The organism is Ruania alkalisoli, assembly GCF_014960965.1.
GTDB classification, from domain to species: domain Bacteria; phylum Actinomycetota; class Actinomycetes; order Actinomycetales; family Beutenbergiaceae; genus Ruania; species Ruania alkalisoli.
The window spans coordinates 4,442,696-4,448,695 of record NZ_CP063169.1; the positions used below are offsets into that span (position 1 = coordinate 4,442,696).

Genomic DNA, 6,000 nt, shown 5'->3' on the forward strand with positions numbered 1-6,000 from the left:
GGACAAGGGAGGTCCGCACGGTGCATTCTCAGACAGCGATCCCCGTACCGCCACGACTTCGCCGCGTGACTAGCCGAGTACGTCCTCCACGCAGCGGAACGGTGCCTGGAAGCGCGACATGTCGCGTGGGCACCATGTATGCCTCAGCGGTAGCAGCCATCGCTTCATGTGAAGACCCCGGCCACCACGGCGGACACACGCCACCCCCGTGTGTGCTGCGGATACGCCTCATGTCCATGTTCCACGTGAAACACACCCCGTGTCGGTCCTTCCTAGACCGTCGGCCAGCAAGCGCGGGTTACACCCGAGACTCCGCATGGTGGACCGAGGAGGTTCGCGGTGGGGCATCAGTACATGACTCGCAGCAGCGCGCACAGACCACGGGTCACGGATGTCCATGCCGCGTCATTCTCTATCATCCGCCCCGGGCACTGAGCCGCGGCGCCGGACCCCAGAGCGTTCAGGCTCCTCCACGGGACGTTCCACGTGAAACACGTAGGTGCCTCGGCATGTCCCCACCCATGGACCACCAAGCAACCGCGAATGGCAGCGACATGCGCTCGAGCAGTTCGACGCACAGCGACTCCGCCACATGTCTCGTTCGGCGCGGACTGTCCGCGGGCCGAGGGCGAGCAGATCAATTGGACAGTGCATCACGCGCCGCTCGAGGTACAGCAATAGCCACGTCCACCGATGGGCTGGTCATGGCACGAGACACCGCGCGGCGGCCTCATCGTTGGCGGGAGCTGGCCGCGCACAATCCGCGCCAGTGAGCATCCCGAACGAACCGCGCCACGCAGGGACGGAATGTCGCCACCATGTCCTCTCACATCAATCCGGCAGATACCCACGCCGGCCCCCTGTTCCACGTGAAGCCTCTACCGCCCTCGTGGCGAGAGCGCCTTCAGCCAGGTGGTAGGCGACAATGTGTTCCACGCATTCCATCCATACACGCAGACGGCTACTATCACCGGCCCAGGCGATTCCAGCTGGTCCGCAACCGCCCAGTGGCTCGACATGGTGTCGATCCACGCTGATGTTCCACGTGAAACACCCCGCGTCCAGGCTCTCCCACGCCACGTCAGTCGCACCCGCCCATCCCAAGACGCCATTCGCCTCTGGTGTCGATGTCTGCCGCGCGTTGTCTCGAGGTCGCGAGTCATTCGGGCTCAACACCGTACCGACAAGCTCTCTCGCTGGTGAGCACGGAACAGGGTCCCGCTCCCGCCCTAGTCCACGATGTCGCGGATGCTTCGTGATCAGTTCCTCCCCATCGCTTCAGCCCCGGCGCTGAGGCGACGTCGTTCCACGTGAAACACCACAGGTGATGTCGCCCGCCAACAATGCCTGGTGCTAGAACCGTCCACGCTCCACGGCGCCTCCGACCCACGACCCGACCGTAGGGGCAGCGCACCCAGCACTTCCCTCCGTCTCGCGCAGCGTTAGGCTCACCAGTGTGTGCACCGCATCAGAGCGCATTGACCCCGCATGACCGTAGCGCCAACGTGGAGCTGCGCCCGTAGCGGGACGACGCGAGCGAAGCCAGCGCCGAGCACCACCCAGCAATCGCAATTCCGCTAGTCACGGTCTCGCACGCAGGAGTCCCACAGAGATCGAACCGCAAGACACAGTCCGGGAGCCATGGCTCAGGTCGATGTAGGTGCGGCTGCCATGGAACTGGCAACACGGGACCGGCATACATCATCGACCGCGCGCCAGAGACGCGGCGGAGACCAATGACAACCTTCCCTCATGCTCCACGTGAAACATCACCGCGTGAGGTGTCCTCCCACGGAGACACCCAAGAAGTCGTCGGCACCGAGGTGCCGCCTACCACCCGCAGCCCGGCGCATACGCCACGCTCCGAAACAGCCTCCGCGATACATACCGTCTAGTGACCACCGGGGGAGACCGCGAGCTGCACTCACCAGTCACCAGATCTTCACCGGCGCGGCCATGTCCACCCAGCTCGTCACGGCGCCGGTTCACACACACGACCCCTTCCGAACACGGCCACGGGCTCTACTTCCACCCCTCCTCTCGGTGACGTCGATCTACTTCAGCCCGTACATCAACTATCGCTTCCCATCAGTTCCCCATGGATAGCAACATGACACTCGGCAGCACTCGAACCGAGGTCGCCTAGGACGCTATCGTTCTGCGTTCCGGATCCCTACCATCCGAGCGGCGGTGCCGCGTGAACCCGGCACAGTCGCGATACGCCGCAACCCTGTACACGCCGAGGCCACCCCATTGTCCACGCGTGGCGGCATACCTACGCCTGATCGCATCGGTCGCCTTACCGACTACAACTGCACGGTGCCGCACCTACTCCACGACAGCGTCACCATCAACACCGATCTTTCAGCCGCCGCGCCCACGGACACAGACATCTGGCGATCCTGCAGCGAACACGCGGACACGCCGGACCCCGTTCTGAGCCGGGACCGGATCTGGCCGAACTGAGCCACCGAGGTCAGCGACCCGACCGCCCGAGCAGTTCCACGTGAAACATCACGATCTGGGCAACCTAGTGGTCCAGCGACAATCGTCCTCGCGCCACCGCGGGCGAGTGCTCCATACGCGCCCGGCACTGTACACGCCCCGCTCCGAGCTTGCCGCAGTTTCGACGACGAGCGCCGTCAGATTCGCCAAGATCTAGAACTCGCCTTCTCAACAGCGCACCCACCGCCACGCTGGAATCAGCGTCAAGGTACTTAGAACGTCCGTTCTAGGCGCGATGAACCTTCACGACCCTCGTGACCTCACCATCACCCAACAGATCGATCTGATGGACTGTCACCTGATCGCCGCCGAGGCGTGCCAGCACCCGCTCAGCCTGAGCGACTTCATCCTCTGCACGCCGACCCTTCTGCGCTAGTAGCACTCCTCCGGGCTCGACCAATGGCATCGTCATGCGGGCCAGCTTGTCTAGCGCCGCAACCGCACGGGCCGTCACTGCCGAGACCCTGAGCTTGCCGTGGAGCTCCTCAGCACGGCAGTGGTGAATCTCCACATTGTCGAGATCGAGCTCTTCCCGCACCTCCAGCAACCAACTGACCCGACGCTCCATCGGTTCAATGAGGTGCACTTCGAGCTCGGGACGCATCGCAGCCAGAACCACTCCCGGCAGACCCGCCCCGCTTCCGACGTCTGCTAGCGATCCCTCCTCCGGGAGGAAGCGTGCCACGACGGCCGAGTTCAAGACGTGACGAGTCCACAGCCGTGGCAACTCGCGCGGACCAATCAGCCCTCGCAGCTCACCCTGGTCCGCGAGCATCTCCGCGAAATGCGCTACCGCACCCCACGCCAGGCCCAGAACCTCCCTGCTGCGCGCATCGTCAACGGCAACCGGCCCCTGCTCCTGCGTCACCTGCGCCTCACGAACCGGCGCGGACCACAACGTGCCGGTTCGGCTCCACGCCTTCCGAATCGCTCACCAAGCCCGCACCTGCCACGACGTCGTGAACGATCTTGCGTTCGAACGGGTTCATCGCAGCAAGAGCCACATCCTGGCCATCAGCCTCGGCCTTCGCGATGGCTTCCTCCGCCAGGGAGGTCAGGACCGCCTTTCGCTCCTGACGGTACCCGGCCACATCGAGCATGAGCCGGCTGCGGTTGCCGGTCTTGGTCTGTACAGCGAGACGAGTGAGCTCCTGCAACGCTTCCAGCACCTCACCCTTCTTTCCCACAAGAGGCCGAAGGCCGTCCGAGTCTTCCTCGGCCACGATCGCCAGCGCCGGCCGATCGTGATCGACGTCGATGTCGATGTCTCCGTCCAGATCAGCGATATCGAGAAGCTCTTCCAGATAGTCGGCAGCAATCTCGCCCTCCTCTTCGAGGACAGACCGACCATCCGTTGTCACCGACGTCTCGTTCATCACTTCAGCCTCTCTCCCAGAGCCGCAACACGTCGGCTCACCGCTCAGTTCTCGTTGGGCTCCGGCGACGTTGTCCCGTCGCTGCTACCAGGTTTCCTCTTGGACCGCGGCGTATTCCGCTTCGGCTGATGGCGCTGGCCCCCGGCCTGCTCCCCCTCCGAGCTCTCGACCTCCGGCACCTCATGATCAGAGTCCTCGAGCGAACGGCCGCGTCGCTTCGCACGCTTCGCCTTGCGTTCCAGGTACTTCTTCTCGGCTTCAGATCCCGGCGCCGGAGAGTTCCGGATCACGAAGAACTGCTGCCCCATCGTCCACAGGTTCGAGGTGGACCAATAGATCAGCACACCGATCGGGAAGTTCACGCCGACGAAAATGAAGATCAGCGGGAAGATGTACATCAACATCCGCTGCTGGCGTGCCATCGGATTATCCAGCGCCGAGGCGGGCATGTTCTTCATCGTCAGCTGACGCTGAGTGAACAACGTCGTCGCACTCATCAACAGGATGAGGACGGCGGTCACCAGTCGCACCGACCACGTAGCTCCGTCGTCCATGAAAGTCGAGGACAGAGACGCCCCGAAAATCTCCGACCCTTCCGCCTGTTGTGCAAGCGCCTGAGTCAACGGCCCGATGCTGTCAGCACGCTCGTAGTTGCCCGTGGCGAGGGTCGACAGTGAAATCAGCACGCGGTAGAGCGAGAAGAAGATCGGCATCTGCGCCAGGATCGGCAGGCAGGAGGCAAACGGCGACGTCCCCGCCTCCCGGTAGATGGCCATCATCTCCTGCTGCATGGCCTGACGTGATGCCGGATCCGTCTTCCCCTTGTACTTCTTCTGCAGTTTCTGGATCTCTGGCTGCACAAGCTGCATACCGCGCGAAGCCTTGATCTGGCGCACGAACAACGGAATCAGCAGGATCCGGATCACGATCACGAGCGCCACGATCGAGAGCAGCCAGGTCCAGCCTCCGGCCGGGTCCATGCCGATGAAGGTGAGCACATCGTGCGCACGCACCATGATCCAGGCCACTGCGACCATGAGTGGCCACAGCACAGTGTCGAAGAAGTCCATGAACTCCGGGGTCTCTCCTGGTCAGATCCGCAGATGCGGGTGCTGGATGGGAACGTCTGAAGTCGAGGGTACGGCCTTGGCGCTCTCGGCACGAACCTCCGCCTGCTCGGGCGTGAGGGCGCGCCACCGCCCGTGCTCCGGTACCGGATCCACACCACCGTGACTCCACGGGTTGCACCGCACCAGGCGCCACGCGCTCAGCAGCACACCCTTCACCGGACCATGCCGACGTAACGCCCCGATGGCGTACGCCGAGCAGCTCGGGTAGTAGCGGCACGTCGGGGCGAACCACGGCGAGACGATGAGCTGATAGCCCCGCACCGCACCGACCAACACCGTGGTGAGCGGACGGCCGAGGCGCGATAACGCTGTCATCGCCCTGCCTCGCGACGCTTCGCTCGTGCCAAGGCATCGGACAGGTCATCCCGCAGACTAACGAATGCAGCACCCTGGGCCGCTGGAAGCGCACGTACCACGACACAACTGCCGTCGGGCAGCTCCCGCACCATCTCGCTCATCGCCGCACGCAACCGGCGCTTGACGTAGTTGCGCTCCACGGCTCCGCCAACGGCTTTGGACACGACAAAACCCACCCGAGCCGCATCGGCTCGGGTGGATCCTGAGGTGTAGTGCACGACCACCCGGCGGGAACTGCTGCGTGACCCGGCGCGGATAGTCGCGCCAAACTCGCTGGCCGCACGCATCCGGTGCCGCGCCGGAAGCACGGCAGCCCGTCTCAGGCAGTCAGTTCGGAGCGGCCCTTGCGACGGCGTGCCGCCACGATCGCACGCCCGGCACGGGTGCGCATACGCAGTCGGAAGCCGTGCACCTTGGCTCGGCGCCGGTTGTTCGGCTGGAAAGTCCGCTTGCTCACGGGAAGACTCCAAAGATGTCGGGAAGTGTGCAACCACCGCAGTGGCGCAAGACGCTGGTGAACCGCGAGCCGGGAATCCTCTTCCCGTGACCCGGCAAGACCCGGGCACCCCCAGGACCTACCTCGATCCACTCGACCGCACTACGGTACGCGAGCCTTGACATGGCGGTCAAAC

6 protein-coding genes are annotated in these 6,000 nt (G+C 64.2%); all 6 read right to left on the reverse strand.

Annotated features, from left to right (window positions below):
- Positions 1-2,731: 2,731 nt before the first annotated feature.
- The 6 genes from rsmG to rpmH are packed head-to-tail and all read right to left on the reverse strand — an operon-like array spanning position 2,732 to position 5,825.
- Positions 2,732-3,373: a 16S rRNA (guanine(527)-N(7))-methyltransferase RsmG gene (gene rsmG / locus IM660_RS19675; protein ID WP_193497428.1), complete on the reverse strand. Its 642-nt coding sequence runs from the start codon at positions 3,371-3,373 to the stop codon at positions 2,732-2,734.
- 7 nt (positions 3,374-3,380) lie between these two features.
- The gene (locus tag IM660_RS19680; RefSeq protein ID WP_193497429.1) at positions 3,381-3,881 is read right to left on the reverse strand and encodes a Jag family protein; all 501 of its coding nucleotides are present in this window, start codon (positions 3,879-3,881) and stop codon (positions 3,381-3,383) included.
- A gap of 44 nt (positions 3,882-3,925) precedes the next feature.
- Entirely contained in the window at positions 3,926-4,951 is a 1,026-nt protein-coding gene (gene yidC / locus IM660_RS19685; protein WP_193497430.1) for a membrane protein insertase YidC, read from the reverse strand.
- A gap of 21 nt (positions 4,952-4,972) precedes the next feature.
- On the reverse strand, positions 4,973-5,326 hold the full coding sequence (gene yidD, locus IM660_RS19690; protein WP_193497431.1) for a membrane protein insertion efficiency factor YidD: 354 nt from the start codon (positions 5,324-5,326) through the stop codon (positions 4,973-4,975).
- Positions 5,323-5,676 carry a ribonuclease P protein component gene (gene rnpA / locus IM660_RS19695; RefSeq protein WP_193497432.1) on the reverse strand — a complete coding sequence of 118 codons (354 nt, stop codon included), beginning with the start codon at positions 5,674-5,676 and terminating at the stop codon, positions 5,323-5,325. Before rnpA ends, yidD begins: the two co-directional genes overlap by 4 nt.
- 11 nt (positions 5,677-5,687) lie before the next feature.
- Positions 5,688-5,825, reverse strand: a complete 138-nt coding sequence (rpmH, locus tag IM660_RS19700) for a 50S ribosomal protein L34 (RefSeq protein WP_159618791.1) — start codon at positions 5,823-5,825, stop codon at positions 5,688-5,690.
- Positions 5,826-6,000: the final 175 nt, after the last annotated feature.

Coding starts and splice junctions, on each gene's coding strand:
- yidC (WP_193497430.1), bottom strand. CDS start 4,951: ATGGACTTCTTCGACACTGTGCTGTGGCCACTCATGGTCGCAGTGGCC.
- IM660_RS19680 (WP_193497429.1), bottom strand. CDS start 3,881: ATGAACGAGACGTCGGTGACAACGGATGGTCGGTCTGTCCTCGAAGAG.
- yidD (WP_193497431.1), bottom strand. CDS start 5,326: ATGACAGCGTTATCGCGCCTCGGCCGTCCGCTCACCACGGTGTTGGTC.